Here is a 26293-nt window from a genome sequence, read left to right as displayed (position 1 = left end):
GCAAGGCAGGAGCAGGCGATGTCGGGCAGGATCATCACGGTGGCCCAGCAGAAGGGCGGATCGGGAAAGACCACGCTGGCCGTCAACCTGGCCGTCAGCCTGCACGCTCGCGGCCATTCCGTCGCGCTGATCGACACCGATCCGCAAGGCAGCCTGGGCCGCTGGTTCCTGGAACGGATGCAGGCGCGGGGCGAGGACGAGGCGATGGACTTTTCCACCTCGTCGGCCTGGGGGGCCAGCTACGAATCCGGCAAGCTGAAGAAGCGCTTCGATTTCGTCATCATCGATACCCCGCCCAAGATCGACAGCGACCTGCGCCCGGCCCTGCGGGTGGCCGATCTGGTTCTGGTGCCGGTCGCCACCAGCCATGTGGATCTGTGGGCGACCGAAGGCGTGCTGGATCTGGCGCGGCGCGAAAAGGCGCCGGTGCTGATGGTGATGAACCGGGTGCGCCCCAACACCCGCCTGTCGGCCGAGGTGGCACAGAGGGCGGCTGAACTGGGCGCCGAGGTGGCGGGAACGCAGGTCGCCAACCGCGTGGTCTATGCCGAAACGCTGGGCCAGGGGCTGGGGGCGCTTGAACGGGCCGGTGCCGGCCCCGCGCGCGACGAGATGTCCGCCCTCACCGACGAGGTGCTGGCCGCCATCGGCTAGACCGGCAGGATGGCGGGTCCGTCCGGGGTTTCCACGCGCCGCACGGTGATGCCGAAGGCCCGCTGCAGCAGGTCGTTGCGCAGGACCTGGGGGGCGGGACCGTCGGCCAGGACACGGCCGTGCGACAGCAGCACCAGCCGCGAACAGAACCGCGCGGCCAGCCCCAGGTCGTGGATCGAGGCCAGCACCGCCCGCCCTTCGGCCGCCAGGTCGCGGAACAGGCGCAGGCAAGCCAGCTGCTGGGCGGGATCCAGACCGGCGATGGGTTCGTCGGCGATCAGCAGCGGCGTGTCCTGTGCCAGCGCGCGGGCGATCAGGACGCGGTTCTGTTCGCCCCCCGACAGGCGCTGGGCGGTGCGCTTGCGGAACGGCTCCAGCCCCATGCGGGCGATGGCTGCGTTGGTGGCGATGCGGTCGATGCCGCTGCGGCCGCCGCCGGGCCAGGGGATGCGGCCCAGGGCCACCAGATCCTCGACGCTGACAGGCCAGGCGATCTCACGGGCCTGGGGAAGGTAGGCCGCATGGCGGGCGCGCGCCCCGGGCGGCATCGCGGCCACCGAGGACTGTCCCGCGAACGGGATCAGCCCAAGCGCGGCCTCCATCAGCGAGGATTTTCCGGCGCCGTTGGGACCGATCAGGCCCACGAACTCTCTGGGGCCGATGGACAGGCTGACGCCGTGCAGGACCGGCCGGTTGCGGCGGGTGACGGACAGGCCGGACAGGGTCAGGACCATCAGACGCGCCCCCCGCTGCGGGTTTTCCAGATCAGGTGCAGAAACAGCGGCGCACCCAGGATGGCGGTCAGAACGCCCAGCTTCAGGTCGCGGTCGGGCACGATCAGCCGCACCGCGATGTCGGCGGCCAGCAGCAGCGCCGCCCCGCCAAGGGCCGAGGCGGGCAGCAGGACCGAGGGTCGCGCGCCGATCAGCGGCCGCAGCACATGCGGCACCACCAGGCCCACGAAGCCGATGGCGCCTGCGACGGCGGTCGCCGGGCCGACGACCAGGGCCGTGCCCGCCACCAGCCGCCACCGCAGCGCCGGTCCTGCAAGGCCCAGCGACTGGGCCGCCGCCTCGCCCAGCGTCAGCGCGTCAAGCGCGCGGCCCGTCGTCAGGATCAGCGCCGCACCGGCCGCCATCGGCGGCAGGGCCAGCCAGACATGCAGCATCGACCGGTCGGCCAGCGATCCCATCAGCCAGAAGACGATCTCGTTCGCGGCATAGGGATTGGCCGAGAGGTTCAGCACCAGCGAGGTGCCCGCCCCCGCCAGGGCCGAGATGGCCACCCCCGCCAGGATCAGCGTCACCGACCCGCCGCGCGGTCCCGCCATCACGACCAGCAGGCCGGCGCCCAGGGCCGCCCCGGCCAGGGCAACCGCCGGCAGGGCCAGGACCGCCGCCAGCGACAGCCCGGTTTGCAGCGCCAGGACCGCACCCAGGGCCGCCATCCCGGAAATGCCCAGCAGGCCGGGTTCGGCCAGCGGATTGCGCAGATAGCCCTGCAGCGCCGCGCCGGTCAGCCCCAGTCCCGCGCCCACCGCCAGCCCCAGGATCGCGCGCGGCAGACGGATCTCGCGCATCACGATCGGCACCGGGCCATCGCCGCCGAACACCAGGCCCTGCAGGGATTCCGCGGGCGGCAGGCCGGCCGGACCCGTCAGCAGCGACGCCGCGAACAGGGCCGCCACCAGCACGGTCAGGGCGACGAACAGCGCCCTCATTCCAGCGACCGGATGGCCCGCGTCACCAAGGGGGTGCCGCAGGTCCAGTAGAGGTCCGTCACCTGCGCCGGCGCGGGGGCCGCGGCGGCAAGCGCCGGGTGGTCCAGGATCGCCTCGGCCTGCGACTGGCCGGGCCACCTCGATCCTGTCAGCAGCCGGTCGGGCCGGGCCATGACCAGCAGTTCCATCGGCAGACGGGTGGTGCCGGCAATCCCATGATCGGCTGCGATGTTGTCGAAACCCGCCGCCCCAAGGATCGCGTCGGCCAGCGTCCCGGCCCCCGAGGTGAAGCCGTTCGCATCATACAGCGCCGCCCGCCCGCGTCCGGCAGGCTGCCGCGCCGCCTGCAACTCGGCGTCGAAGCGGCCCAGCAGGTCGCGCGCGGCCTCTGGCCGGCCCAGCAGGTCGCCCATGCGGATGATTTCGGCGCGGATGGAGGGAAAATCCTCGGCCGGGGGCGGGGTCTCGACGCGGATGCCCAGGCGGCGCAGCATGGCGATGGTGGCGGTGGGCGTATAGGTGCCCGCGATCACCAGGTCGGGGCGCATGAGATAGATTTCCTCGGCCCGCCCGCTGTTCGGCACATAGGCCGCAGCCTCTCGGGCGACGGGCGACAGGCGGGGATCCTGCGTCAGGCTGCTGACCGAGACCAGTTGCCCCGGCGCGGCCAGCATCATCGCCAGCTGGTCGCTGCACAGGTTCATCGACACCACCCGCCGCGGCGCCGCGCCGGCCGGCAGGACGGCGGCGATCAGGATCACCGCCGCCAGGGAACGCATCCTAGAACGACGCATTCAGCCCCGCATAGATCGACCGCCCCGGCGTGCCATAGCCCCGCACCCACTGGTAATCCTCGTCAAAGAGGTTCTCGATGCGCAGATAGGCGCGGGCGTTGTCGCGGACGGGATGGCTGATGCTCAGGTCCACGGTGGTGAAGTCGTCCAGCGGCCCGGCGCTGTCCGACCGCCCTGCGACGTGCTGCAGACCGATCCCCGCAACGGTGCCGGTGGCGAAGGTCGTCTCGGCCCCCAGGTTCAGGACGCGTTCGGGAACCCTGGCCCAGTCCGGGGCATCGGTCTGGTTGTCGATGAAGGTATAGGCGGCGGTCAGCGCGTGTCCCGCGCCGAAGGCATAGCGGCCGTCGATTTCGATCCCGCGGCGGCGCGCGGTGCCGGGCACCTGGTTGTAGAAGTCGTCGGAGAAATCCAGCGGCGTGCCGTTGTCGTCGAACCCGATCAGGTCGGTCGTCTTCAGCCAGAAGGCGGTCACCCGCAGGTGGCTGTCCCCCCATTGCTTCTCGACCCCGATCTCGTGGGTGCGGCTTTCCTCGCGTTCGAGATCGGCGTTGCCATAGAGCGGATCGAACAGCTGGTAAAGCGACGGCGCGCGGAAGCCGTTGCCGATGGCCGCCCGGAACAGGAGGTCCCCTTCGGCGCGATAGACCGCCGCGACCCGGCCCGAGGTGAAGCCGCCGAAGCGCGAATGATCGTCGCGGCGAAGCGAGGTGGTGACGTCGATGCGGGGACCCAGGGCGGCGGTCGTTTCCACGAAGACGCCGCTGATGCGCGCGTCGCCGCTGCCCAGGGCTTCTTCCCTTTCGGTATCGGCGCCGAAGACCGCCCGGACGCCCGCGCCCAGATCGGTGGCACCCTGCCAGGACAGCCTGGTGCGTCTGCCCTCGTAGGAGGCCGGGAAGCCGTCATAGTAGCTGTCGCGGCTGACGCGATAGCGGGTCAGCGCAATGTCGTGATCCACGGGGCCCGCCCTGAACTGCACGAAGCCGCGCAGGCCGTAGGATTCGTCTTCGGTGAAGTCGTCGCCCGGCGTGCCTGCCACGTCGCTGAAGTCGTCGTAATCGGCGGTGCTGTCCTGCCAGAAGCCGTTGAGACCGAAGGTGGCGCCGTTCTGCAGGCGATGGGCGCCATAGAAGGAAAGCCGGGTTGCCTTGTAGCCGTCCTCCTCGAAGTTGCCGTCATCCTCGTCCAAGGCGGAAAACCCGTCGGTTCGGACATGGCCAAGCTGGAAGGCCAGATCCGTGTCGTCCCGGCGCAGCGTCGCGCCATAGCTGGCCGTCAGGGTATCGTAGCTGCCGGCCTCGATGCCGATGTGGTGGCGCAGCCCGTCTTCGGTCGGGCGCAGCGATTCCAGCGTCAGCACCCCCGCGATCGCCCGCGAGCCATAGAGCGCGGACTGCGAGCCGCGCAGCAGTTCGGCCCGGCCGAAGCTTGCAGTGATCTGGCCGCCCAGGTCATAGGCGGGCGAGGGGGCGGTCATGTCGGACACCTCGATCCCGTCGATGATGACCGGAACATAGCGGGCGGGGGCGCCGCGCACTTCAAGAAAGCCGATGGTCCCCAGCGGCCCCGATTGGCGCAGCGTCACGCCCGGCAGTCTGGTCAGGCTGCGGGTCAGCGGCTGGCCCGCCCGGCCCTCGAAATCCTCGGGGGTCAGCACCGAAACCGAACTGCCCGAGCGGCTGAGGTCGGTGGGTTCGCGGTTGGCCGTCAGGGTCAGATCCTCGAGGACGAAGGGTGTTGCCGCGTCTTGGGCGGCGGCGGGCAGGGCGGCCGTCAGGACCAAGGCTGCGGACAGGGACAGGACATGGCGGTTCAGCGTCACGAATGACATCCTTCCAGAAACCCGGTGCGCGTGCGGCCCGGGCGCGATGCGGTTCGCCCGGGGGAAAGAACCCCGCCGGACAGCGATACCACCACGACGGAAGTTTCCGTTTCCGGCGCGCCCCTCGCACGCCGTCAGGGTGATCGCGTTCGGCAGGTCTCCTGACTTGCGGGTCAAGGCTTGGCCGGGCCTTCCCAATCCCGCGCGCGGGATCAGTGGCGTCAATCCGGCCTCGCTCTCCGCTGACAGTTGCGGGGGCAGTCGCGGAATCGCACCGCGTTCCCTTTTAACCGGGTCGGACCCGGAACCGAGGCAGCGCCGCAATAGCTCACAATGCCGTCATCAGGCAAGGGCAATCAGCCCAGCGAGGCCACCCAGTCCGGCACCGTCCGGCTGGCAGGTCCGGTGATGCGGCGGTGGAAGTCGCGGGCATTGGCGCTGTCTTCAAGGTTCAGCTCCACGCATTCGGCGCCATGCCGCCGCGCGTGCTGGGCAAAGCCCGCGGCCGGATAGACGTTGCCCGAGGTGCCGATGGCCGCGAACAGGTCGGCGCGTTCCAGCGCCTCCCAGATGCGGTCCATGTGATAGGGCATCTCTCCGAACCAGACGACATCGGGACGGGTGGCGGGCCGGGTGCAGGCGGGGCAGGGATCCCGGGGCGCCATGACCAAAGGCGCGGGCCAGCGATGGCCGCAGGCCGCGCACAGGGCGCCCGACAGGGTGCCGTGCATGTGGATCACCGCGGGGCTGCCGGCGCGTTCGTGCAGGTCGTCCACGTTCTGCGTGACCAGCGTCAGGTCGTGCCGCCCCGCCAGATCGGCCAGGGCCAGATGCGCGGCATTGGGCTGCGCCGCGGCCGCGTCCCGGCGGCGCAGGTTGTAGAAGCGGTGGACAAGCGCCGGATCGGCGGCAAAGCCTTCGGGCGTTGCCACGTCCTCGACCCGGTGGCTTTCCCACAGGCCGCCGGTCGCGCGAAAGGTCGCCAGGCCGCTTTCGGCCGAGATCCCCGCGCCGGTCAGGACCGTGATGCGCAAGACCCTAGCGGCAATAGGCCTCGGCCGTGCTGGCGAAGCGCTTGTAGCGCGCCCAGAAAGCGTTGTCGCTGCCGCTTTTCGACATCCGGACCTCTTGTGCCTGGTGGGGATCGCGGAAGAACGAGGCCGCGCGGCGCTGGTCGGAGCGCGACAGGGTCTGGTTGGCGACCTGCTGGATGCAGCCGCAGAGCGGCGCGTTGCCGCGGGCGCGGTCCGACCGGACGCAGGCGCTGTCGATGGGGCCTGCGACGGCCAGCGGCGCGGTCATCATGATGGCGGCGGCCGCAATGACGATGCGGTTGAGCATGGAACTGTCTCCTCGGTTGCCTTTGGGCGGCGGGCGCCGGTTGTCCCCGGTCTGCGGTCCCGTCCTGCCCCGATCCTAGCAGACCGGGGCCGGTTGCTCAATCAGGCGTGGTGCGGCGGCTTCGCGCGGCCGCTCAAGGGTTTGGCCCTCAGGCGGGGGACACCTCGTATCCGGCGGCGCGAATCGCCTCGGCGGCGCGAGCCTCGTCCAGGCCCTCGACCGAAACGGTCTTTCGGTCCAGATCGACGGTGGCGCGGCCACCGGCCTCGGCCACGGCGGCCTCGACGGCGGCCTTGCAATGGCCGCAGGTCATGTCGGGAACGGTGAAGGTCATCGCGGTCTCCTGGGGTTTGACAAGCAGGCTTCAGCATGATCCTGCATCGCGGCAAGGGCAAGGCTTGGGGACTGCGATGATCGAGGCGATCGGGCTGGATGCCGACGACACCCTGTGGGAGAACGAGACCTTCTTCCGCGTGACCGAGGCCGAGTTCGCCGCGCTTCTGGGCGAGCACGCGCAGGGCGCCGACATCGCCGGCCGCCTTCTGGACGTGGAGCGCGCGAACCTGGCCCGCTATGGCTTCGGCATCAAGGGCTTCATGCTGTCGATGGTGCAGACCGCGATCGAACTGACCGACGGGCGCATCGACGGCCGCGCCATCGGCCGGATCCTGGAACTGGGCCAGGACATGCTGTCCCACCCGGTCGATCTGCTGCCCGGCGTGCCCCAGGCCCTGGACGCGCTGGCGGGCCGCAGGCTGATCCTTGTCACCAAGGGCGACCTGATCGACCAGGAACGCAAGATCGCCGCATCCGGCCTGGCGGACCGCTTCGACGCCATCGAGATCCTGGCCGACAAGTCGCCCGAAGCCTATGCCCGGGTGCTGTGGCGCGCCAGGGTTGCGCCGCAGGGCTTCGTCATGGCGGGCAATTCCATGAAAAGCGACGTGCTGCCGGTCGTGGCGCTGGGCGGCCACGGCGTATTCATTCCCCACGCCCTGACCTGGGCCGTCGAACACGCGCAGGCCCCGGATCACCCCCGCGCCCATCGCCTGGACAGCATCACGGCACTTCCCGCCCTGATCGCGCGGCTGGAGGCCGGCGATGCATAACCTGCGCGCGGCCCTGCTGATGGTCCTGGCGATGGCCGCCTTCGCCTGCGAGGACGCGCTGCTGAAGGGCCTGTCGGGCACCATTCCCACCGGGCAGCTGCTGGCGCTGATCGGCTTTGCCGGAATGGCCGTCTTCGGGCTGTGGATCGCCCTCGGCCCCGAGGGGCTGCGCCTGCGGAACCTGCTGCGGCCCGCCGTCGCCCTGCGCAACCTGTGCGAGGGGCTGTGCGCCATCACCTTCGTCACCGCGCTGGCCAGGGGCGATCTGTCCGTCGCCTCGGCCATCCTGCAGGCCCAGCCCCTGCTGATGACGCTGGGCGCGGCGCTGTTTCTGGGCGAACAGGTGGGCTGGCGCCGCTGGCTGTCGATCGCGCTGGGCTTTGCGGGCGTGCTGCTGATCGTGAAGCCCGGCACCGCCGCCTTCGAGACCAGTTCGCTTCTGGCGATCGTCGCGGTGATGACGCTGGCCGTGCGCGACCTGGTGACCCGCCGCCTGCCGCCCGAGGTGGGCTCGGGCCTGCTGTCGGCGGGGGCCTTTGGCGCGATGGGACTGGCGGGGCTGGTCCTGATGGTCCTGGGCGGCCAGCAGCCGATCGTGCCGAGCTGGGGCCAAGGGGCGCTGATCGCCGCGACCCTGTGCTTCGGGCTTCTGGGCTACATCACCATGGTCGTCGCGACCCGCATCGCGGAAATCGCCGTCATCGCGCCGTTCCGATACACCCGGCTGCTGTTCGCGCTGATCCTGGCCGTGACGGTCTTCCGCGAACGGCCCGACGCGCTGACGCTGGCCGGGGCCGCGCTGATCGCGGGCGCCGGCATCTATGCGATGTGGCGCGAGGCGCGGCTGCGGCGGGCGCGGCTGGCCCCGGGCTAGGGCTGCAGATCCCCCTTCCCGCAAGGCCAAAGCCCTTGTATAGCCCGGCCATGACCGAGCTTTCCCTGATCCGCAACTTCTCGATCGTGGCCCATATCGACCACGGCAAATCCACCCTGGCCGACCGGCTGATCCAGATGACGGGCACCGTCGCCGAACGCGACATGAAGGCCCAGCTTCTGGACAGCATGGACATCGAACGGGAACGCGGCATCACCATCAAGGCCAACACCGTCCGCATCAGCTATCCGGCGAAGGACGGCAGGACCTATGTGCTGAACCTGATCGACACGCCGGGCCATGTGGACTTCGCCTACGAGGTGAGCCGGTCCATGCGCGCGGTCGAAGGCAGCCTGCTGGTCGTGGACGCCTCCCAGGGGGTCGAGGCGCAGACGCTGGCCAACGTCTATCAGGCCATCGACGCGGGCCACGAGATCGTGCCGGTCCTGAACAAGATCGACCTTCCCGCCGCCGAACCCGAGCGCGTCAAGGAAAACATCGAGGAGGTGATCGGCATCGACGCCTCGGACGCCATCCCCATCAGCGCCAAGACCGGCCTCGGCATCCCCGACGTGCTCGAGGCCATCGTCACCCGCCTGCCCGCGCCCAAGGGCGACCGCGACGCGCCGCTGAAGGCGATGCTGGTGGACAGCTGGTACGATTCCTACCTGGGCGTCGTGGTGATGATCCGCGTCATGGACGGGGTGATCCGCAAGGGCGACCGGGTCAGGATGATGCAGACCGGCGCGGTCTACGGCATCGACAAGTTGGCCGTGCTGACCCCGCAGATGGTGGACATTCCCGAACTGGGCCCGGGCGAGATCGGAGTCTTCACTGCCTCGATCAAGCAGGTCCGCGACACCCGCGTGGGCGACACCATCACGCATGAGAAAAAGGGCGCGACCGAGGCCTTGCCGGGCTTCAAGCCCGCCCAGCCTGTGGTGTTCTGCGGGCTGTTCCCCGTGGACGCCAACGACTTCGAGGCGCTGCGCGACGCCATCGAGAAGCTGGCCCTGAACGACGCCTCGTTCAGCTACGAGATGGAGACCTCGGCCGCGCTGGGCTTCGGCTTCCGCTGCGGCTTCCTGGGCCTGCTGCACCTCGAGGTGATCCGCGACCGGCTGGAACGCGAATACGACCTGGACCTGATCACCACTGCGCCCAGCGTGGTCTTCAAGCTGCACATGCGCGACGGCGAGGTGCGCGACCTGCACAACCCCGCCGACATGCCCGACCTGACCCACGTGGACCACATCGAGGAGCCGCGCATCAAGGCCACGATCATGGTCCCCGACGAATACCTGGGCGACGTGCTGAAGCTGTGCCAGGACCGCCGCGGAATCCAGCTGGACCTGACCTATGCGGGCAACCGCGCGATGGTCGTCTATGACCTGCCCCTGGCCGAGGTGGTGTTCGATTTCTACGACCGGCTGAAATCCGTGACCAAGGGCTATGCCAGCTTCGATTACCAGCTGTCGGAATACCGCGAGGATTTCCTGGTCAAGATGTCGATCCTGGTCAACGACGAGCCCGTGGACGCCCTGTCCATCATGGTCCACCGCGACCGCGCCGAGGCGAGAGGCCGGGTGATGGTCGAAAAGCTGAAGGAGCTGATCCCCCGGCACATGTTCAAGATCCCGATCCAGGCCGCCATCGGCGCCCGCGTCATCGCGCGCGAGACGCTGTCGGCCATGCGCAAGGACGTGACGGCCAAGTGCTATGGCGGCGACGCCACGCGCAAGAAGAAGCTGCTGGAGAAGCAGAAGGCCGGGAAGAAGAAGATGCGCCAGTTCGGCAAGGTGGAAATCCCTCAGACGGCGTTCATTCAGGCGTTGAAGATGGAGTGATTGATGATCTTTTTATGTCATCATCATTAAGTGCTTTGATCTTAAAGGCATACGGATTTTGTGGGTCTGACAAGAGATGAGCGCGATTCTTCTTGGTTTCCTCCATGGTATTTTCCCATGTTTCCGATATCACTTTGAAGAATTTTTCGCTCAAGAGCAATGCGTGCGTAACATTTATTACCTCCTTGTGCGTTTGAAGGGAAAATGAAAATTGGCGTAAGCCAGTAATGCCTTTCGCTCCCGTCATGTTGTAAAATGTAGTGGCTTTTAGAGGTTTGCCTAAGTCGTCTTGAAACCTTGGTGGTTCCGCGTATAGTATATATATGTTGCCACCGTGGGAATGGTCTTCGCGTGGATCAACTATAAAACATCTAATCACACCGAGAACAGGCGCATACTGCGAATAGGAGGATATATTTCTAAGATTTGCATCTAGGTGAGATTTGTAGTTGCGTAATCTTCGCGCAATTTTGAAAGTATCTTCAAGTTCTTTATCGCCAAGAGATGGCTTTAGAATTAGCTTATCTGCCTTAATCGTCTGATAAAGAAGATCTAAATTATCAACAATTGACCAAACATAGGAGAATATTCTGAATCTTGAATCATGGCTAATGTTGAGTTCACCAGTGCTATTGGATTTTTCATGCTCTTGGAGCATAAGGTCGTTTGCATCTTTGTGCGCAATTCCTGCCGCATAATGTGCAAAGATTGCTGTGGTAAGCGAGACTTGTTGCGAAGCGCGGAGATTAGATGGTAAGTTCTCTAATAACGAAATAGCGGCAGACACAATAATCTCCATTGGTTTTCAAGTTCGTACCTAAGCAATGCCGATCAGCAAGCACAGGCTTTGTTCATGTACGCGCTGGTTCTTGTTAAAGATGCATACGCTACGTGATCACCGATAGCGTCCATCTCCCAGTCTGTACTTTGTGGGATCAAACCAGACTTATCATTCATGCGTCGCCCAATCCTCGTCACTGCGGCTGTGCCGCGCGTGGAACCGACGCTGCCAGAAGCCCCATCCTGCCCCCGTGGCAGCGCAGGAACCCGCCGCCTGCCTAGGGGAAATCGTCAGCAGGGGCTTGGCAGACGTTGGCAGCAGACAGGCCGGTGCCGATCGGTCACCGATCTTCGGTTCAGTCGTCCACCACGCTGAGGATGCGCGGCAGGGCGGGGCAGGGCAGCAGCTGGTTGCGCGCCACGTCGGCCAGCGAATGGTTGTGCAGGAAGACATAGACATGCGCCGACAGGCTTTCCCACAGCCGGTTCGACAGCGTCTGCGCCCGCGACCCCGATATGCCGCCCGACGCGCCCGCGCCGATATGCATGGCGCTCACCGTCTCGTCCACGGCCTCGAGGATCTCGGAGATGCGGATGGTCTCGGCCGCTCGGGCCAGGCGATAGCCGCCGCCCGGCCCCCGGACCGAGGCGACCAGCCCGGCGCGGCGCAGGCGGACGAAAAGCTGCTCCAGATAGGGCAGAGAGATGTCCTGGCGGGCCGAAATCTCGGCCAGCGAGGTCAACTGGTCCCCCCTGGCGGTGGCCAGATCGACCAGCGCGATGATCGCGTAGCGCCCCTTGGTGGACAGTTTCATCGGCTGGCTCCCCTGTTGCGGACGGGTCGGATTGACGACGCGCGCACTGCCGCGCTATGCCGCCCGGGCGCGTTTCTTGCGCAATCCCGGCCGGCATCCCAGATAGCGGTCTAGAAGCGCCACGCAGATGCGTCAAGAAACCACCCGTCACCTCGAAGGAAGCCGATGCCAGAGCTGATTTTCCCCGGTCCAGAAGGACGGCTTGAAGGCCGCTATCATCCCCAGCCGGGCAAGCCCGACGCCCCCCTTGCCATCGTCCTGCACCCCCATCCCCAGTATGGCGGGACGATGAACAACCGCGTCGTCTATAACCTGCACTACGCCTTCCACAAGCTGGGCTTCACCGTCATGCGGTTCAACTTCCGCGGGGTGGGGCGCAGCCAGGGCGAATTCGACCAGGGCATCGGCGAGCTGTCTGACGCGGCGGCGGCGCTGGACTATCTGCAGGCGATGAACCCCAACAGCAAGCATTGCTGGGTCGCGGGCTTCAGCTTCGGCGCCTGGATCGGGATGCAGCTGCTGATGCGCCGCCCCGAGATCACCGGCTTCATCAGCGTGGCCCCGCCCGCCAACATGTACGACTTCAGCTTCCTGGCGCCCTGTCCGTCCTCTGGCCTGATCATCAACGGCACCGCCGACCGCGTGGCCATGCCCAAGGACACCCACGCCCTTGTCGGCAAGCTGCGCGAGCAGAAGGGCATCACCATCACCCACGAAGAGATCGAGGGCGCCGACCACTTCTTCCGCGACGACGAACAGCACATGAAGCCGATGATCGACCTTGTGCAGGCCTATGTCCGCCGCCGCCTGACCGAAACCACCCGCTAGGGCGCGCCCCTGAGGGACCGGCCGCTGCCCCCGGGCAGCCGGCGCGGACGCTCAGTCGGTCAGCGGCATCTGCCGGACCGCGTGGCGAGAGGCCAGTTGCCGGGCCTTCCTGCCCGCGATGAAGGGCCGCGCGGCAGGAAATCCTGCCACCCCCTCTCGCAGTTCGGGAAACAGGGCGAAGATTTCGTCCGCAGCCTCGCCCAGCGACAGAAGCGCCTGGGGTCCGGGATAGAGCGACTCGGTCTCGGCCCCGTTCGAGGCCAGGATTTCGTGCGCGGCAAACATCAGGTGGACATAGGTCACGCCCGGGGCTTCAGGCAGGATGTCGATGCCCTCGATCCCGGTCAGATGCTTGGCGGCGATCAGCAGTTCCTGCGCCCCGAACATCCGGGTGGCGATGGCCGACCGGACCAGGACGCGGTGCTGCTGCGATACCAGAAGATCCCGTTCCGGCTGGTTCGGCCCAAGGGCGTCCCGGGCGATGCGGACCGGGGCAAGGCCGGGATTGGCCGCGATCTCGGCGGCGGTGACATGCCGGGTGCCGGCCCAGCGGACCGGCTGCAGGCCGTTGTCCCGGGTAACGACCAGATCGCCCACCCGGATCTGTTCCACCGGCCGGTCCCCCTGGGCGGTGCGGATCATCGTCCCGCTGGTGAAGCAGCTGATCGGCAGGTCGAAGATCGTCGGGCGGAACGAGATCGTCGCGACATAGGTATTGCGGTCAAGCGGATCGGCCGACAGGATCCTGACCGCGCGCAGGGAGTCGATGTTTTCCCATTCGGGCAGGGCATCCTTGGACGGCCGGAAGAACATGTCGCCGTTCTTCATCTGGATCAGCACGCCGTCCTGTTGCGAGCCGCTGCCGTCCGGGAAGGTCAGCTGATAGCGGACCGACAGAAAGCCGGTGATCGGGGTGCTGACCGGCTGGCCCGATTGCGGGCCCAGATAGGTCATCCGGGAATCAGGGACGTCGCGGCCCCAGCTGTCCTCGTTGTAGGTCGTCGCGAAAGCCTCGACCCGCTTGCCGTCGACGGTGATGGTGCGGGTGTCCCCGACCAGCGTCACCGCCTTGATCTGCGCGGTCCCGACGGCGCCGTATCCCACCATCCGGTCGGCTTCCCCGTCGGTCGAAGGCGTGCCGCTGGTGGCATTGATCTGCGCCTGATTGCCCAGCCACATCCACGTGACTTTCGCCATGGAAACACCCGATACTCGGAACTTCTGCAGGAGGCTTTATCATCCTGAGGTTGAAATTTCATCCGGCTTTCGCGGCGGATTTTCATAAAACCCCCGGAATGCGGCGGCTGTCGTCTTTCTGCCACACTCGCGCGGCGGCGCGGCCCTACGGCATACCGCTGCATACATTCTTTTCATCGCAGGCTTTCCCGGCTATAGCGGCAGCCGAATCCAACGCCAGAGGGAATGCCCATGTCGAAGATCAAGGTAGCCAACCCCGTCGTCGAACTCGACGGCGACGAGATGACCCGGATCATCTGGGACTTCATCAAGCAGAAGCTGATCCTGCCCTATCTGGACGTCGATCTGAAATACTACGACCTGGGCATCGAAGAGCGCGACCGGACCGAGGATCAGGTCACCATCGACGCCGCCAACGCCATCAAGCAGTATGGGGTGGGCGTCAAATGCGCCACCATCACCCCCGACGAACAGCGGGTCGAGGAGTTCGGCCTGAAGAAGATGTGGAAATCGCCCAACGGCACCATCCGCAACATCCTGGGCGGCGTGATCTTCCGCGAGCCGATCATCTGCCGGAACGTGCCCCGGCTGGTTCCGCACTGGACCAAACCGGTGATCGTCGGCCGCCACGCCTTCGGCGACCAGTACAAGGCCACGGATTTCCGTTTTCCGGGCAAGGGCAAGCTGACGATCAGGTTCGTGGGCGACGACGGCGAGACGATCGAGCACGAGGTCTTCCAGGCCCCGTCGTCGGGGGTGGCGATGGCCATGTACAACCTGGACGACTCGATCCGCGATTTCGCCCGCGCCTCGATGAACTACGGCCTGCAGCGCGGCTATCCGGTCTATCTGTCCACCAAGAACACCATCCTGAAGGCCTATGACGGCCGCTTCAAGGATCTGTTCCAGGAGGTCTTCGACACCGAGTTCGCCGACCAGTTCAAGAAGGCCGGGATCACCTATGAGCACCGCCTGATCGACGACATGGTGGCGTCGAACCTGAAATGGTCTGGCGGCTATGTCTGGGCCTGCAAGAACTATGACGGCGACGTGCAGTCCGATACCGTCGCGCAGGGCTTCGGGTCGCTGGGGCTGATGACCAGCGTGCTGATGACGCCCGACGGAAAGACGGTCGAGGCCGAGGCGGCCCACGGAACCGTGACGCGCCACTACCGCGAACACCAGAAGGGCAACCAGACCTCGACCAACTCGATCGCGTCGATCTTTGCCTGGACTGGCGGGCTGAAGCATCGCGCCAAGCTGGACGACAACGCGGCGCTGCTGAACTTCGCGGAAACGCTGGAAAGGGTCACGGTCCAGGCGGTCGAGGACGGGCACATGACCAAGGATCTGGCGCTGCTGGTCGGACCCGACCAGAAATGGCTGACCACGATGGGCTATCTCGAGAAGGTGGATGAATACCTGAACAGGGCGCTGAGCTGATCCAGGGGAAGCGGGCCGGGCATCTGCCCGGCCCTTTTCTTGCCTCCGGGGGGATATTTGAAGCACAGAAGAGGGGCAGGCCGCATCTTCTGTGCGACAATATCCTGGGGGAGTCCCGCAGGGACGGGGGCCACGCCCCCTTTCTTCGGCGGCCAAGTTGCGCTATCGGACAGGCCATCCCAGCAGGAGCAGCCCCATGAAAGCCGCCGTCATCACCTTTCCCGGATCGAACTGCGACCGCGACCTGGCGGTGGCTCTGGAAAACGCCGGGGCGCGCGTGGCGCGCGTCTGGCACAAGGACCGGGATCTGCCCGAGGGGACGGATCTGGTGGCCGTGCCGGGCGGCTTCTCGTTCGGCGACTATCTGCGCTGCGGCGCCATCGCCGCGCAGTCGCCGATCGCCGGCGCGCTGCGCCGCCATGCGGAACGCGGCGGCTATGTGCTGGGGATCTGCAACGGCTTCCAAGTCCTGACCGAACTGGGCCTGCTGCCCGGCGCGCTGATGCGCAACACTGGCCTGACCTTCCTGTGCAGGCCCGCGGTCCTGAACGTCGCGACCGCCGACAGCGCCTTTACCGGCGGCTACCGGAAGGGCCAGCGGATCACCATTCCCGTGGCCCATCACGACGGCAACTACCAGATCAGCCCCGACGGGCTGGCGCGGCTGCAGGACGCCGACCGCATCGCCTTCACCTACGGCCCCGGGATCAACGGCTCGGTGGGCGACATCGCCGGGATCCTGTCCGAGAACCGCCGCGTCCTGGGCATGATGCCCCATCCCGAACGGGCGGCCGATCCGGCCCTGGGCGGCACCGACGGGGCGGCGCTGTTCCGCTTTCTTGTTGGCCAGGGCGTCAACGCCTGACTTGAGCCCGGCGGCATCTGGGCCTAGAGTGCGGCAGTTGTGCAACAGGACCAGGCGTTAACGGTGATCGAGGACAAGGACAGCGTCAGCGCGTCAGAGCGTGTGCGGCCGCGGCTGTCCCAACCCGGCAACCCCTGGTGGCTGCGGATCGCCGTGGCGCTGATCTTCATGCTGGCGATCGTGTCGATCTGGACGACCAATGCCTGGCTGACCACGCGCTTTTCCGAAAACACCCGCGTCCGGTCCGAACTTCGCCTGGCGCTTTATACCGGCAACCTGCTGTCCGAACTGCAACGGACGGCGGTGGTGCCGCTGCTGCTGGCGCGCGATCCGGCGCTGATCGGGTCGCTGAACAGCAACGATTTCTCGACCACCTCGGCCCGCCTCATCGCCGCGCAGAAGGAAATCGGCGCAGCCTCGATCCGGCTTCTGGACGCCTCGGGGCGCACGGTCGGGGCGACCGACCGCTATCGGCTGGGCACGAACAATGTCCTGTCGCCCTTCTATGTCGAGGCGCTGCGGTCGCGCGAGACGGTCTTTACTGTCGCCAACCAGGGCAGCGGGGGCTACGAGTTCACTTATTCTCGCGCCGTCGTGGCCGATGGCGAGACGCTGGGCGTGATCGTCGTCGGCGCCGACCTGTCGCGGCTGGAACGGTCCTGGGCCGGCATCTCGGACGCGGTGGCCGTCACCGACAGCGAGGGCAGGATCATCCTGGCGACCGAGCCCCGCTGGCGCGGCCTGACCATGCCCGAGGCGCTTGCGGTGCGCGATGCGCCCTCGGCCATCCAGCGGGCGTTCCAGGTCACCGCCGACTGGACCGCCTTGCCGATCGATGCCTATGTCCAGGGCCGCGCCGTCATGCAGGCCGAGGCGCGCATCCCCTTTCGCGGCTGGCGGATGATCAGCTTCACCACCTATGCCTCGGTCCGTGAACAGGTGAACGCGGTCCTCGCGCTCGAGATCATGGGCTTTGCGATCCTGCTGGCGGGGACCTTCTACGTGCTGTCGCGCCGGGCGCGCAGCCAGTCGGTCGCCTATATGCGCGAATCGGCGGATCTGCGCGCCCTGAACATGCGCCTGACCCGCGAGATCGCCGAGCGCGAGCGGATGCAGAAGGAACTGCGCGTGGCCGAACAGACCGTGCAGCAGTCCTCGAAGCTGGCCGCCCTAGGCGAGATGTCGGCCGGCGTCAGCCACGAACTGAACCAGCCCCTGGCTGCGATGAAGACCTATCTGGCCGGGGCGCGGCTGCTGCTGCAGCGCGGCCGGTCCGAGGAGGCGCTGTCCAGCTTCCAGCGGATCGACGACCTGATCGAACGCATGGGCGCGATCACCCGGCAGCTGAAATCCTATGCCCGCAAGGGCGGCGAGGCGGTCGAGCCGGTGGATCTGCGCGCCGCCGTCAGCAGCGCCCTGTCGATGATGGAGCCGCAGTTGCGCGGCCGCACCATCCGCGTCACCCGCAACCTGCCGCGCCGCCCGGTCCGGGTGATGGCCGACCGCATCCGGCTGGAGCAGGTCATCATCAACCTGCTGCGCAACGCCGTGGACGCGGTGCGTGACCGCCGCGACCCGCGGATCGAGATCACCGTCGAGACCGGCACCCATGCCCATGTGCTGGTGCGCGACAACGGCCCGGGCATTTCCGATCTGGAAAAGCTGTTCGAGCCGTTCTGGACCACCAAGAAGCCGGGCGAGGGGACGGGACTGGGCCTTGCCATCTCGTCCAGCATCGTGGCCGATTTCGGCGGTCGCCTGACTGCCCGCAATGAAGAGGAAGGCGCCGTGTTCGCCGTCGAACTGCCGCTGCTCAGGCAGAAGCAGGACGCGCAGCCACTGGCCGCCGAATGAATGATCGAGAGAGGAAAGCTCCATGTCTCGCAAGCTGAAAGTTGCGATTGTCGATGACGAGCCCGACATGCGGGAATCCATCAGCCAGTGGCTGGTGCTGTCGGGTTTCGACACCGAAACCTATGCCAGCGCCGAGGATGCGCTGAAGGTCATCGGGTCCGACTGGCCCGGGATCGTGGTCAGCGACATCCGGATGCCCGGCATGGACGGCATCGCCTTCCTGAAGCGCCTGATGGGGCTGGATTCCGGGCTGCCGGTGATCCTGATCACCGGCCACGGCGACGTGCCGATGGCGGTCGAGGCGATGCGGATCGGCGCCATGGACTTCATGGAAAAGCCCTTCAACCCCGACAAGATGACCAGCCTGGCCAAGAAGGCCACGCAGATGCGGCGCATGACCCTGGACAACCGCGCCCTGCGGCGCGACCTGTCCGAAGGCCAGCAGGTCATGTCCAAGCTGATCGGAGGCAGCCCCGTGATGGAGCGGCTGCGCGAGGACATCCTGGACCTGGGCCAGGCCGACGGCCATGTGCTGATCGACGGCGAGACCGGCACCGGCAAGACCCTGGTGGCCCATGCGCTGCACGCCGTCGGGCCTCGCGCCGCGCGCAAGTTCGTCCCGGTGTCCTGCGCCGCCTACAACGACGACGCGCTGACGGCCCGCCTGTTCGGCCCGCTGGACGACGGCCTTCCCGCCGTCGAGGAGGCGCGCGGCGGCACGCTGTGCCTCGAAGACATCGAGGCGCTGTCCGAGCCCCTGCAAGCGCGTCTGCTGGCCTTCATCAGCGACCAGGGCACGCCGGCCGAAACCCGCATCATCGCCATCTCCAATGCCCGGGGCGAAGGCCGCAAGGCCGAGGATCTCGCTGCGCCCCGACCTGTTCTACCGGCTGTCGGCGCTGAAGATCACCCTGCCGCCCCTGCGGGCGCGGGGCGAGGACATCCTGTCGCTGTTCACCCGCATGACCGAACAGTTCTCCGAGGAATACGGCTGCGAGCCGCCTCAGGTTAGCGCGCAGGAAGCGGCGCAGCTGCTCCAGGCGCCCTGGCCGGGCAATATCCGCCAGCTCATCAACGTGGCGGAACGCGCGGTGCTTCAGAACCGGCGCGGGTCGGGGTCCATCGCCTCCCTGCTGATGGCCGATGGCGAGGACAACCAGCAGGCCACCACCACGGAAGGCAAGCCGCTCAAGGAATATGTCGAAAGCTTCGAGAAGATGCTGATCGACAACACCATGCGCCGCCACAAGGGCAGCATCGCCAGCGTGATGGAGGAACTGTGCCTGCCGCGCCGGACCCTGAACGAGAAGATGGCCAAGTACGGCCTGCAGCGCGGCGATTACCTGTGAATGCGAAGGGGGGCGGATTTCTCCGCCCCCTCTGCCTGCTGCCGGGCCTTCCACAACACGAACTACCACATACACGCGGCCCGATGACGACCGATCCAGCACGGGATCTGTCTGGCCGGCAAACGTCCATCTTTACCCAAGGTCGCGATCTTTCCGTTCCGGCCCGATCACGCCGCCGCACATACCATCGTCTTGCCGTTCCGTTTCGTCAGGCCGCCCGACCAGGAACCGGCCTTTCTGGCAGGATCCGCTGGTTGGCGGCCGGATCACCCTAGCGGGGGGCCGCGGGGCGCTCAACCTGTCCCTTTCGGCAAGAATCTGCCGTCGGACGCCGGATCTGCTGCCGCATCGGGCATGGTCGGGGTTTCCGGCTGGGGCCTTGCGCCGCCTGCCGCGGGGCGCTAACCCGCTGGCGTCAGCACAGGGGCAGTTCATGAACGACAGGTCCGCCAAGGCACGTCACCCGCGCACGCAAGCCGTCCATCACGGCATCCGCCGCAGCCAGTATGGCGAGATGGCCGAGGCGATCTTCCTGACGCAGGGCTTTGTCTATGACAGCGCCGAACAGGCCGAGGCCCGCTTCCAGGGCAACGGGCCGGACGAGTTCATCTATGCCCGCTACGGCAACCCCACCAGCCGCATGTTCGAGGACCGGATCGCCGCCCTGGAAGGCACCGAGGACGCCTTTGCCACGGCCAGCGGCATGGCGGCCGTGAACGGCGCGCTGTTTTCCCTGTGCAAGCCGGGCGATCACGTCGTGGCCGCCCGGGCGCTGTTCGGATCCTGCCTGTATGTCCTGGACCTGCTGGCGAAGTTCGGGGTCGAGGTCACCTATGTGGACGGCACCGATCTGGACCAGTGGCGCGCGGCGCTGCGCCCCGGCACCCGCGCCGTCTTCTTCGAGACCATGTCGAACCCCGCGCTTGAGGTGGTGGACATCGAAGCCGTGGCCCGGCTGGCCCACGGGGCGGGCGCCCTGGTCGTCGCCGACAACGTCTTTGCCACCCCGGTCTTTTCCCGGGCGGCGGAGCTGGGCGCCGATGTCATCGTCTATTCTGCGACCAAGCATATCGACGGCGGCGGGCGCGCGCTGGCCGGGGTGATCTGCGGCACCCGGCAGTTCGTGCGCGAGGTGGCCGAACCCTATCTCAAGCATACCGGGGGCGCGATCAGCCCCTTTCACAGCTGGATCATGCTGAACGGCCTGACCACCATGGATCTGCGCGTCCGCGCCCAGGCCGACGGGGCCCTGGCGATCGCCCAGGCGCTGCAAGCCCATCCCGCGCTGTCGCGGGTGATCTATCCCGGCCTGGCCGATCACCCCCAGCACGATCTGGCAATGCGTCAGATGGGATCGGGCGGCACGATGATCGCCTTCGAGGTGGCTGCCGGCAAGGAGGCCGCCTTCGCCGCGCTGAACCGGCTGGAGATCGTCAGGATCTCGAACAACCTGGGCGATGCGAAGACCATCGTCACCCATCCGGCAACGACCACGCACCAGCGCCTGTCCGACGAGGCGCGCGCCCGGCTGGGCATCACGCCGGGCCTGCTGCGCCTGTCCGTCGGGCTGGAACACCCCGCCGATCTGATCGAGGATCTGATGCAGGCCCTGGAGGGCTGAACCGCCCGGGTCGTCCGCACGGCCCTTTCGCCAGTTTCTTCTTTCGCTTCCGCCCCTCGGCCCCCATATTGGCGGCGATCCGCCATAGGATGCCCGCATGACCGAAGCCCGTCCGATGATCCCGGCCTATCCCGCCCTGGCCCGCAGCTATGACGCCGATTTCCGGGCGGACGAGGCCTACCGGGCGGGCCTGCCCGATCTTCAGAACGGCCCGGCCAGCCTGATCGTGGGCGCGCGGGCGCCGATCCAGCATGTCGGGATTTCCAACTTCCGCCTGCCGATCCGCTATCAGACCCGCGACGGCGGCGACCTGACGCTGGAAACCAGCGTGACCGGCACCGTCAGCCTGGAGGCCGACCGCAAGGGCATCAACATGTCCCGCATCATGCGGTCCTTCTATGCCCATTCCGAACATGCCTTCAGCCTCGGGGTGCTGGAGGCCGCGCTGGACGACTATCAGGCGGATCTCGACGCCTATGACGCGCGCATCCAGATGCGGTTCTCCTATCCGATCCGGGTCGATCTCGCTGCGCTCGGGGCTGTCGGGCTGGCAGTATTACGACATCGCCATGGAGGTTCTGGATCTGCACGGCCAGCGGCTGCGGATCATGCATTTCGACTATGTCTATTCCTCGACCTGTCCCTGTTCGCTGGAACTGTCGGAACATGCGCGCGAGACCCGGTCGCGGCTGGCCACGCCCCATTCGCAGCGGTCGATCGCGCGGATTTCCGCCGTGATGCTGGGGCCCGACAAGATCTGGTTCGAGGACGTGGTCGAGCTGTGCCGCCGCGCTGTGCCCACGGAAACCCAGGTGATGGTCAAGCGCGAGGACGAACAGGCCTTCGCCGAACTGAACGCCGCGAACCCGATCTTTGTCGAGGATGCGGTTCGGGCCTTCGCCCGGGAACTGCTGGCCGATCCGCGCTTCGGAGACTTCCGGGTGGTAGCCAGCCACCAGGAATCGCTGCATTCGCACGACGCGGTCAGCCTGCTGGTCAGCGGCCCGACATTCGCCCAGGTCTCGCTGGACCCGATGACCTTCGCGGGATTGCGCGCCTGAACCGTCGCGCCGCCGGGGGCGCTTCGCCCCCCGGACCCCCCGAGGGTATTGAAGCAAAGAAGAAGGGGCGGCGCATTTCTTCTTTGTCCAAATACCCATTAAGCCCGGTCAGTAAGAGGCGCTTCCGGTGCCTTCAGGCAGGGCTCCGTAGGGCAGCCAGATCGTCTTTGTCTGGGTGGCGTGGCGCAGGAACGCCTCGCCCTGCGACTGGGGGCCGGTCCAGTCGCGATGGACGGGTGCCCAGACGGGCTTCAGGTTGCCGTCCGCGGCCCTTTCCACCGCTGCCAGATCGCCGCCGACCATCCACATCGCCGCCACCTCGTCATGGGCGGCCAGAACCCCTGCCAGATCGTCGCGCGGCCCGGTGACGATGTTGACCACGCCGCCGGGCAGGTCCGAGGTGTCGAAGATCTGCACCAGATCCAGGGCAGGCAGCGGGTCGTCCTGCGCAGGAACGGCGACGACGCGGTTGCCGGCGGCGATGGCGGGCATGACCAGCGACATGAAGGCCGCCAGCGGTTGCGCGTTGGGGCAGGCGATGGCCATGACGCCGAAGGGTTCGTTGACCACGTTCAGCAGATGGCCGGGCTTGGCCTGGACGTTCGCGCCGTCGAACTTGTCGGCCCAGGCGGCGTAGTGGAAGGCGCGGGCGATGGCGGCCTCGACCTCGGCGCGGCTGCTGCGGGCGGCAAGCTCCTCGGTCCGGGCCGACAGGTTCTCGGCGATGTAATACAGGATCTGCGCGCGGGCGTGGCCGCCCATCGCGGACCATTTCCCGGCCTTGGCGGCAGCCTCGACCGCGTTGCGGATGTCCTTGCGGCTGCCCAAGGGCGCCAGGCCCCCGGGCACGACATAGCTCGCGCCGCCGTCGGGCCGCTTCTGCGCGCCGCCGATATAGAGCTTGGCCGTCCGGTCCAGAGCCGCGGGTTGCGCCGCGCCGGTCGTCGCGGCCATCGGGACGGCAGGGGCGGGTTCCTGGACCGCATCGACCGGCGCTTCCGCCAGGTAGTCCAGCATCCCGATGCGCCCGCCCTCGCGGCCGAAGCCGCTTTCGCGATAGCCGCCGAAGGGGGCGGCGCCGTCGAACAGGTTGGCGCAGTTGATCCAGACGACCCCGGCCTTGATCCTTGAGGCGATGTCGGTCGCGACCGCGGCGCTTTCCGACCAAATCGAGGCGGCAAGACCGTAGCGGGTGTTGTTGGCCAGTTCCACCGCCTCGTCGGCCGTGCGGAAGGTGGACAGCGTGGCGATCGGGCCGAAGATTTCCTGCTCGAAGCCCGGATTGGCGGGGCCGATGTTCTTCAGATAGCCCGGGGCGATGAAGCAGCCGTCCTGCGCCGCCCCGCCCACCAGTTCCGCCCCGGCATCGGTCGCAGCCTTGCAGATCGACAGGATGCGGTCCTTCTGGACCGGATCGACGATCGCCCCCACATCGCTGGACTTGTCCATCGGCGCCCCGACCCGCAGCCGCGCCATGCGGGCCGCCAGCAGCGATTCGAAGCGGTCGGCCACCGCCTCGGCCACCAGGATGCGCGAGCCCGCGCAGCAGACTTGGCCCTGGTTGAACCAGATCGAATCGACGACGCCATCGACCGCCGCATCCAGATCGGCGTCGGGCATGACCACGAAGGGCGACTTGCCGCCCAGTTCCAGCGTCAGCCTCCGGCCCGTCCCGGCAAGCCGGCCGGCGATGGCCCGCCCCACCTCGGTCGAGCCGGTGAAGGCGATCTTGTCGACGTCCGCCGTGACAAGCGCCGCGCCGGTCTCTCCGTCGCCGGTGACGATGTTGACGACGCCTTCGGGCAGGCCGATTTCCTGACAGATCTGGGCGAAGGCCAGCGCGGTCAGCGGCGTGTATTCAGCGGGCTTCAGCACCACCGTGTTGCCTGCCGCCAGGGCAGGGGCGATCTTCCAGGCCAGCATCAGCAGCGGAAAGTTCCAGGGGATGATCTGGCCGCAGACGCCGAGCGGCGCATGGCCGGGAAAGGCGCTGTCGCGCAGTTCCGCCCAACCGGCGTGGTGATAGAAATGCCGCGCGACCAGCGGCACGTCGATGTCGCGCGATTCCCGGATCGGCTTGCCGTTGTCCAGCGTTTCCAGGACCGACAGGAAGCGTTCGCGCTTCTGCACATGCCGCGCCAGGGCATAGAGATACCGGGCCCGCTGCGTCCCCGATAGCCCCGCCCAGCCTGGCTGCGCCTGCCGCGCCGCCGCGACCGCCGCCGCCACGTCGTCCGCCGTCCCCTGGCTGACCTGCGCCAGAACCTCGCCCGTCGCGGGATCGCGGCTGTCGAACAGCGCCCCCGGCTGGGTGAAGCGGCCGGCGATGAAATGGCCGAAGGCCTCGTGCCGGGCCAGCCAGTCGCGCACCGCCGCGCCGTCCTCGACCGAGGGGCCGTATTCCATGCTTTCCATCAGTTCGCTCACGCTGGTCATGCGGTCCTCAGGCAAGGGCTTGGCGATGGGCAGCCGCGTAGCGGCCCGTCACGTGGTGGGTGATCTGACGCTCGATGTCGCCCAGCAGGCCAGAGGCGCCGATGCGGAACAGATCGGGGCGCAGCCAGTCGCGGCCCAGTTCCTCGGCCATCAGCACCTGCCAGTTCAGCGCGTCCCTGGCGGTGCGCAGGCCCCCGGCGGGCTTGAAGCCCACGACATGGCCCGTCTGGTCGCGATAGTCGCGGATCGCCCGACACATCACCAGGCTGACGGGCAGGGTGGCGTTGACCGCTTCCTTCCCGGTCGAGGTCTTGATCCAGTCCACCCCCGCCTGCATGGCGACGTGGCTGGCGCGGGCGACGTTTTCCAGCGACTTCAGATCGCCCGTGGCCAGGATCGCCTTCATCCTCGCGTCCCCGCAGGCCTCCCGCATGGCGCGGATCTCGTCATAGAGCGCGGTCCAGTCGCCGCGCAGGACATGGGCGCGGGTGATGACGATGTCGATCTCGTCGGCGCCGTGTTCGACGGCGTATAGGATTTCGGCCAGCCGCAGGTTCAGCGGCATCAGGCCGGCCGGAAAGCCGGTGGCCACGCTGGCGACCGGAATGCCGGAATCGCCCAGCGCGCGCTTGGCCGGCGCCACCATTGTCGGATAGACGCAGACGGCGCCGGTGGTCAGCCCGGTCACGCCCAGGGCCTGCAGCAGATCCGGCGCGATGGGCTGGCGGGCCTTGGCGCAGAGCCGCGCCACGCGGTCGGGCGTGTCGTCCCCTGCCAGCGTCGTCAGGTCGATGCAGCGCACGGCGTTCAGAAGCCAGGCCGCCTGATGATCCTTCTTCAGGCTGCGCCGGGCGGGCAGGCTGGCGGCGCGGCGTTCCACGGCGGGGGTGTTGATGCGGATGTCCGCAAAGCCGTCGGTACGCAGGTCGGTGCCGGGGTTGCGGGTCATGGCTTGCTCCGCCAGCCGCGCAGGCCGCGTTCCTGGAATTGCGCCCACATCCGCCAGATCAGCGCCAGCAGGGCCAGCAGCACGATGCAGACGATCGAGGCCGCCCAGTTGCGCGGGCTTTCGTCAGGCCCCGCCAGGGTGTCGATGCTGACGGCGTTGGGGTAGGTGGACAGGAAGGCCAGGCGCCAGCCATAGGCGGTGATGCTGACCCATTGCGGGTTGTCGCGGGTCGATTGCAGGTTCGTCGCCTCGGCCTGCAGGTTGGCGCTGTCGTATTTGAAATAGGGCGGCCAGATCCAGCCGGTGTCTTCGTTGCGATAGACGAAGACCGTGCCGTTGGGCCGCACCGTTTCGATGAAGCGCACGTCGCGCTGTCCGGCGGCGTTTTCCACCGTGCCGGTGTCCTCGGACGCGTAGAACATCGCGTTGGACGGCGTGACCGAGGTCAGGCGGTTATAGGTGTTGGTGATGCGCACCGTGTTCTTGGACGGCAGCGTGTAGTCCAGAAACAGGAACACCGCCACGCCGAACAGCACGCCGGCCGTGACCTTGAGGTAATACATGACTGCCGCGCCTTACTGCCAGTTGATCCAGTAGATGATGCCGATGACCGCCAGATTGGGCAGAATGAAGACCAGAAGCAACAGGCGCGGTTTCAGCGTCCTGTCGAAGCCGGCCATCGACCTGCGCACGAAGGCCCGCCGGGCGGGCGTGTCCCCGGACATGGCCGGATGGCGTTCGTCCCAGATCCTTTCCAGCCGTTCGGTCCGCAGCGATCGCAGATAGATCCGCAGCAGCAGAAAGAACACCCCTTCGGCGATCAGAAGGAACAGGATCAGGCGGAAGAAGGCGGCCAAGGAGGGTCCTGATGGTTTCGCGCCATGCTAGCACCGCGCCGGGCCGGGGACCAGCCGCCAGGGCCGCCGGTTCG

23 protein-coding genes, 2 pseudogenes and 1 riboswitch are annotated in these 26293 nt (G+C 67.3%); of the genes and pseudogenes, 11 read left to right on the top strand and 14 right to left on the bottom strand.

Annotation, left to right across the window (positions count from 1 at the left end; genetic code table 11):
• Nucleotides 1–18 precede the first annotated feature (18 nt).
• Entirely contained in the window at nucleotides 19–654 is a 636-nt protein-coding gene (gene parA, locus ACZ1HC_RS01750) for a ParA family partition ATPase (protein ID WP_472698484.1), read from the top strand.
• Here parA and ACZ1HC_RS01745 read toward each other — a convergent pair.
• The 7 genes from ACZ1HC_RS01745 to ACZ1HC_RS01715 all read right to left on the bottom strand — a co-directional run bounded on the left by ACZ1HC_RS01745 (nucleotide 651) and on the right by ACZ1HC_RS01715 (nucleotide 6668).
• Nucleotides 651–1391: an ABC transporter ATP-binding protein gene (locus tag ACZ1HC_RS01745; RefSeq protein ID WP_472700754.1), complete on the bottom strand. Its 741-nt coding sequence runs from the start codon at nucleotides 1389–1391 to the stop codon at nucleotides 651–653. The two genes, parA and ACZ1HC_RS01745, sit on opposite strands and share 4 nt — an antisense overlap.
• Nucleotides 1388–2374, bottom strand: coding sequence for a FecCD family ABC transporter permease (locus ACZ1HC_RS01740; RefSeq protein ID WP_472698483.1), 987 nt, complete (start codon nucleotides 2372–2374; stop codon nucleotides 1388–1390). The genes ACZ1HC_RS01745 and ACZ1HC_RS01740 overlap by 4 nt, the downstream gene beginning before the upstream one ends.
• On the bottom strand, nucleotides 2371–3153 hold the full coding sequence (locus tag ACZ1HC_RS01735; RefSeq protein ID WP_472698482.1) for an ABC transporter substrate-binding protein: 783 nt from the start codon (nucleotides 3151–3153) through the stop codon (nucleotides 2371–2373). The genes ACZ1HC_RS01740 and ACZ1HC_RS01735 overlap by 4 nt, the downstream gene beginning before the upstream one ends.
• A gap of 1 nt (nucleotide 3154) precedes the next feature.
• The gene (locus tag ACZ1HC_RS01730; protein ID WP_472698481.1) at nucleotides 3155–4993 is read right to left on the bottom strand and encodes a TonB-dependent receptor plug domain-containing protein; all 1839 of its coding nucleotides are present in this window, start codon (nucleotides 4991–4993) and stop codon (nucleotides 3155–3157) included.
• Nucleotides 4994–5127: 134 nt separating this feature from the next.
• A riboswitch (cobalamin riboswitch) is annotated at nucleotides 5128–5320 on the bottom strand.
• A gap of 29 nt (nucleotides 5321–5349) precedes the next feature.
• The gene (locus tag ACZ1HC_RS01725; protein WP_472698480.1) at nucleotides 5350–6027 is read right to left on the bottom strand and encodes an NAD-dependent deacylase; all 678 of its coding nucleotides are present in this window, start codon (nucleotides 6025–6027) and stop codon (nucleotides 5350–5352) included.
• Between the two features lie 4 nt (nucleotides 6028–6031).
• Nucleotides 6032–6334 carry a hypothetical protein gene (locus ACZ1HC_RS01720; protein ID WP_472698479.1) on the bottom strand — a complete coding sequence of 101 codons (303 nt, stop codon included), beginning with the start codon at nucleotides 6332–6334 and terminating at the stop codon, nucleotides 6032–6034.
• A 148-nt stretch (nucleotides 6335–6482) separates the two neighbouring features.
• Nucleotides 6483–6668 carry a cation transporter gene (locus tag ACZ1HC_RS01715; RefSeq protein ID WP_472698478.1) on the bottom strand — a complete coding sequence of 62 codons (186 nt, stop codon included), beginning with the start codon at nucleotides 6666–6668 and terminating at the stop codon, nucleotides 6483–6485.
• Nucleotides 6669–6744: 76 nt separating this feature from the next.
• Between ACZ1HC_RS01715 and ACZ1HC_RS01710 the strand changes: the two genes are divergently transcribed.
• From ACZ1HC_RS01710 to lepA, 3 genes are read left to right on the top strand one after another with little or no spacing between them, the layout of a single operon-like run.
• Nucleotides 6745–7443 (top strand): HAD family hydrolase, encoded by a 699-nt coding sequence (locus tag ACZ1HC_RS01710; protein ID WP_472698477.1) that lies wholly within the window; start codon nucleotides 6745–6747, stop codon nucleotides 7441–7443.
• A complete protein-coding gene (locus ACZ1HC_RS01705) occupies nucleotides 7436–8317 on the top strand; it encodes a DMT family transporter (protein ID WP_472698476.1) in 882 nt (293 codons plus the stop codon). Before ACZ1HC_RS01710 ends, ACZ1HC_RS01705 begins: the two co-directional genes overlap by 8 nt.
• 50 nt (nucleotides 8318–8367) lie before the next feature.
• Nucleotides 8368–10164: a translation elongation factor 4 gene (lepA, locus tag ACZ1HC_RS01700; protein ID WP_472698475.1), complete on the top strand. Its 1797-nt coding sequence runs from the start codon at nucleotides 8368–8370 to the stop codon at nucleotides 10162–10164.
• On the opposite strand, the gene ACZ1HC_RS01695 is transcribed toward lepA, so the two are convergent.
• Complete coding sequence (locus ACZ1HC_RS01695) at nucleotides 10139–10963, bottom strand: hypothetical protein (RefSeq protein WP_472698474.1); 825 nt, start codon at nucleotides 10961–10963, stop codon at nucleotides 10139–10141. The two genes, lepA and ACZ1HC_RS01695, sit on opposite strands and share 26 nt — an antisense overlap.
• Before the next feature lie 337 nt (nucleotides 10964–11300).
• Nucleotides 11301–11759, bottom strand: a complete 459-nt coding sequence (gene iscR / locus ACZ1HC_RS01690) for a Fe-S cluster assembly transcriptional regulator IscR (protein WP_472698473.1) — start codon at nucleotides 11757–11759, stop codon at nucleotides 11301–11303.
• 165 nt (nucleotides 11760–11924) lie between these two features.
• On the opposite strand from iscR, the gene ACZ1HC_RS01685 reads away from it, so the two are divergent.
• Nucleotides 11925–12587, top strand: a complete 663-nt coding sequence (locus tag ACZ1HC_RS01685; protein ID WP_472698472.1) for an alpha/beta hydrolase — start codon at nucleotides 11925–11927, stop codon at nucleotides 12585–12587.
• Between the two features lie 51 nt (nucleotides 12588–12638).
• On the opposite strand, the gene ACZ1HC_RS01680 is transcribed toward ACZ1HC_RS01685, so the two are convergent.
• Nucleotides 12639–13784 carry a Hint domain-containing protein gene (locus tag ACZ1HC_RS01680; protein ID WP_472698471.1) on the bottom strand — a complete coding sequence of 382 codons (1146 nt, stop codon included), beginning with the start codon at nucleotides 13782–13784 and terminating at the stop codon, nucleotides 12639–12641.
• A gap of 231 nt (nucleotides 13785–14015) precedes the next feature.
• Between ACZ1HC_RS01680 and ACZ1HC_RS01675 the strand changes: the two genes are divergently transcribed.
• The 6 genes and pseudogenes from ACZ1HC_RS01675 to folE2 all read left to right on the top strand — a co-directional run bounded on the left by ACZ1HC_RS01675 (nucleotide 14016) and on the right by folE2 (nucleotide 21977).
• The gene (locus tag ACZ1HC_RS01675) at nucleotides 14016–15227 is read left to right on the top strand and encodes an NADP-dependent isocitrate dehydrogenase (protein ID WP_472698470.1); all 1212 of its coding nucleotides are present in this window, start codon (nucleotides 14016–14018) and stop codon (nucleotides 15225–15227) included.
• A 196-nt stretch (nucleotides 15228–15423) separates the two neighbouring features.
• Nucleotides 15424–16092 (top strand): phosphoribosylformylglycinamidine synthase subunit PurQ, encoded by a 669-nt coding sequence (purQ, locus tag ACZ1HC_RS01670; protein ID WP_472698469.1) that lies wholly within the window; start codon nucleotides 15424–15426, stop codon nucleotides 16090–16092.
• Between the two features lie 168 nt (nucleotides 16093–16260).
• Nucleotides 16261–17946 carry a sensor histidine kinase gene (locus tag ACZ1HC_RS01665; RefSeq protein ID WP_472700753.1) on the top strand — a complete coding sequence of 562 codons (1686 nt, stop codon included), beginning with the start codon at nucleotides 16261–16263 and terminating at the stop codon, nucleotides 17944–17946.
• A gap of 22 nt (nucleotides 17947–17968) precedes the next feature.
• Nucleotides 17969–19295 (top strand): annotated as a pseudogene (locus ACZ1HC_RS01660) (sigma-54-dependent transcriptional regulator).
• A gap of 433 nt (nucleotides 19296–19728) precedes the next feature.
• Complete coding sequence (gene metZ / locus ACZ1HC_RS01655) at nucleotides 19729–20916, top strand: O-succinylhomoserine sulfhydrylase (protein WP_472698468.1); 1188 nt, start codon at nucleotides 19729–19731, stop codon at nucleotides 20914–20916.
• 97 nt (nucleotides 20917–21013) lie between these two features.
• Nucleotides 21014–21977, top strand: a pseudogene (gene folE2, locus ACZ1HC_RS01650) (GTP cyclohydrolase FolE2).
• A 108-nt stretch (nucleotides 21978–22085) separates the two neighbouring features.
• Here folE2 and ACZ1HC_RS01645 read toward each other — a convergent pair.
• Genes ACZ1HC_RS01645 through ACZ1HC_RS01630 form a run of 4 tightly spaced genes read right to left on the bottom strand, consistent with a single transcriptional unit; the run spans nucleotide 22086 to nucleotide 26219 of the window.
• Nucleotides 22086–24413, bottom strand: a complete 2328-nt coding sequence (locus ACZ1HC_RS01645) for an aldehyde dehydrogenase family protein (RefSeq protein ID WP_472698467.1) — start codon at nucleotides 24411–24413, stop codon at nucleotides 22086–22088.
• Nucleotides 24414–24420: 7 nt separating this feature from the next.
• Complete coding sequence (gene deoC / locus ACZ1HC_RS01640) at nucleotides 24421–25362, bottom strand: deoxyribose-phosphate aldolase (RefSeq protein WP_472698466.1); 942 nt, start codon at nucleotides 25360–25362, stop codon at nucleotides 24421–24423.
• A complete protein-coding gene (locus ACZ1HC_RS01635; protein WP_472698465.1) occupies nucleotides 25359–25925 on the bottom strand; it encodes a DUF1523 family protein in 567 nt (188 codons plus the stop codon). Before ACZ1HC_RS01635 ends, deoC begins: the two co-directional genes overlap by 4 nt.
• Nucleotides 25926–25937: 12 nt before the next feature.
• The gene (locus ACZ1HC_RS01630) at nucleotides 25938–26219 is read right to left on the bottom strand and encodes a hypothetical protein (RefSeq protein ID WP_472698464.1); all 282 of its coding nucleotides are present in this window, start codon (nucleotides 26217–26219) and stop codon (nucleotides 25938–25940) included.
• Nucleotides 26220–26293 lie beyond the last annotated feature (74 nt).

It is taken from the genome of Paracoccus sp. BR5-17 (genome assembly GCF_055693925.1).
The sequence above is the reverse complement of the archived record's forward strand: the minus strand, read 5'-3'. Positions and strand labels throughout refer to the sequence as shown.

Coding starts and splice junctions, on each gene's coding strand:
- ACZ1HC_RS01665 (WP_472700753.1), top strand. CDS start 16,261: ATGCTGGCGATCGTGTCGATCTGGACGACCAATGCCTGGCTGACCACG.
- parA (WP_472698484.1), top strand. CDS start 19: ATGTCGGGCAGGATCATCACGGTGGCCCAGCAGAAGGGCGGATCGGGA.
- deoC (WP_472698466.1), bottom strand. CDS start 25,362: ATGACCCGCAACCCCGGCACCGACCTGCGTACCGACGGCTTTGCGGAC.
- ACZ1HC_RS01715 (WP_472698478.1), bottom strand. CDS start 6,668: ATGACCTTCACCGTTCCCGACATGACCTGCGGCCATTGCAAGGCCGCC.
- ACZ1HC_RS01695 (WP_472698474.1), bottom strand. CDS start 10,963: ATGGAGATTATTGTGTCTGCCGCTATTTCGTTATTAGAGAACTTACCA.
- ACZ1HC_RS01680 (WP_472698471.1), bottom strand. CDS start 13,784: ATGGCGAAAGTCACGTGGATGTGGCTGGGCAATCAGGCGCAGATCAAT.
- ACZ1HC_RS01710 (WP_472698477.1), top strand. CDS start 6,745: ATGATCGAGGCGATCGGGCTGGATGCCGACGACACCCTGTGGGAGAAC.
- ACZ1HC_RS01720 (WP_472698479.1), bottom strand. CDS start 6,334: ATGCTCAACCGCATCGTCATTGCGGCCGCCGCCATCATGATGACCGCG.
- ACZ1HC_RS01705 (WP_472698476.1), top strand. CDS start 7,436: ATGCATAACCTGCGCGCGGCCCTGCTGATGGTCCTGGCGATGGCCGCC.
- lepA (WP_472698475.1), top strand. CDS start 8,368: ATGACCGAGCTTTCCCTGATCCGCAACTTCTCGATCGTGGCCCATATC.
- ACZ1HC_RS01685 (WP_472698472.1), top strand. CDS start 11,925: ATGCCAGAGCTGATTTTCCCCGGTCCAGAAGGACGGCTTGAAGGCCGC.
- ACZ1HC_RS01740 (WP_472698483.1), bottom strand. CDS start 2,374: ATGAGGGCGCTGTTCGTCGCCCTGACCGTGCTGGTGGCGGCCCTGTTC.
- iscR (WP_472698473.1), bottom strand. CDS start 11,759: ATGAAACTGTCCACCAAGGGGCGCTACGCGATCATCGCGCTGGTCGAT.
- purQ (WP_472698469.1), top strand. CDS start 15,424: ATGAAAGCCGCCGTCATCACCTTTCCCGGATCGAACTGCGACCGCGAC.
- ACZ1HC_RS01645 (WP_472698467.1), bottom strand. CDS start 24,413: ATGACCAGCGTGAGCGAACTGATGGAAAGCATGGAATACGGCCCCTCG.
- metZ (WP_472698468.1), top strand. CDS start 19,729: ATGAACGACAGGTCCGCCAAGGCACGTCACCCGCGCACGCAAGCCGTC.
- ACZ1HC_RS01735 (WP_472698482.1), bottom strand. CDS start 3,153: ATGCGTTCCCTGGCGGCGGTGATCCTGATCGCCGCCGTCCTGCCGGCC.
- ACZ1HC_RS01675 (WP_472698470.1), top strand. CDS start 14,016: ATGTCGAAGATCAAGGTAGCCAACCCCGTCGTCGAACTCGACGGCGAC.
- ACZ1HC_RS01635 (WP_472698465.1), bottom strand. CDS start 25,925: ATGTATTACCTCAAGGTCACGGCCGGCGTGCTGTTCGGCGTGGCGGTG.